Raw genomic sequence first — 256 nt, 5'->3', positions numbered from 1 at the left:
CGCGCTCCTCGACCGGGCGGACGAGCCCCCGACGCGCGCGGACCTCCGCCCCGGCGGCCGGTCCCCCGGCGGCGTGCCGGCGCCCTTCGCTCCCGAGTCTGCGACACCCTTCCCAGACCGTCGTCACCGGCCGCGGCGTCGGGCGTGCGCCCCGGCGAGGACGCCCGCGTCGTGGACCGGTGCGGTGACCGGGTCCTCCACCGCCACCGGGATCGCCCCCGCTGCCCCTTCCCGTACCCAGGGGCCGCGCCCCCGG

The sequence above is a fragment of the Streptomyces sp. 13-12-16 genome, assembly GCF_002114215.1.
In the GTDB taxonomy this organism is placed as follows: domain Bacteria; phylum Actinomycetota; class Actinomycetes; order Streptomycetales; family Streptomycetaceae; genus Streptomyces.
Note: the sequence above shows the minus strand (reverse complement) of the source record.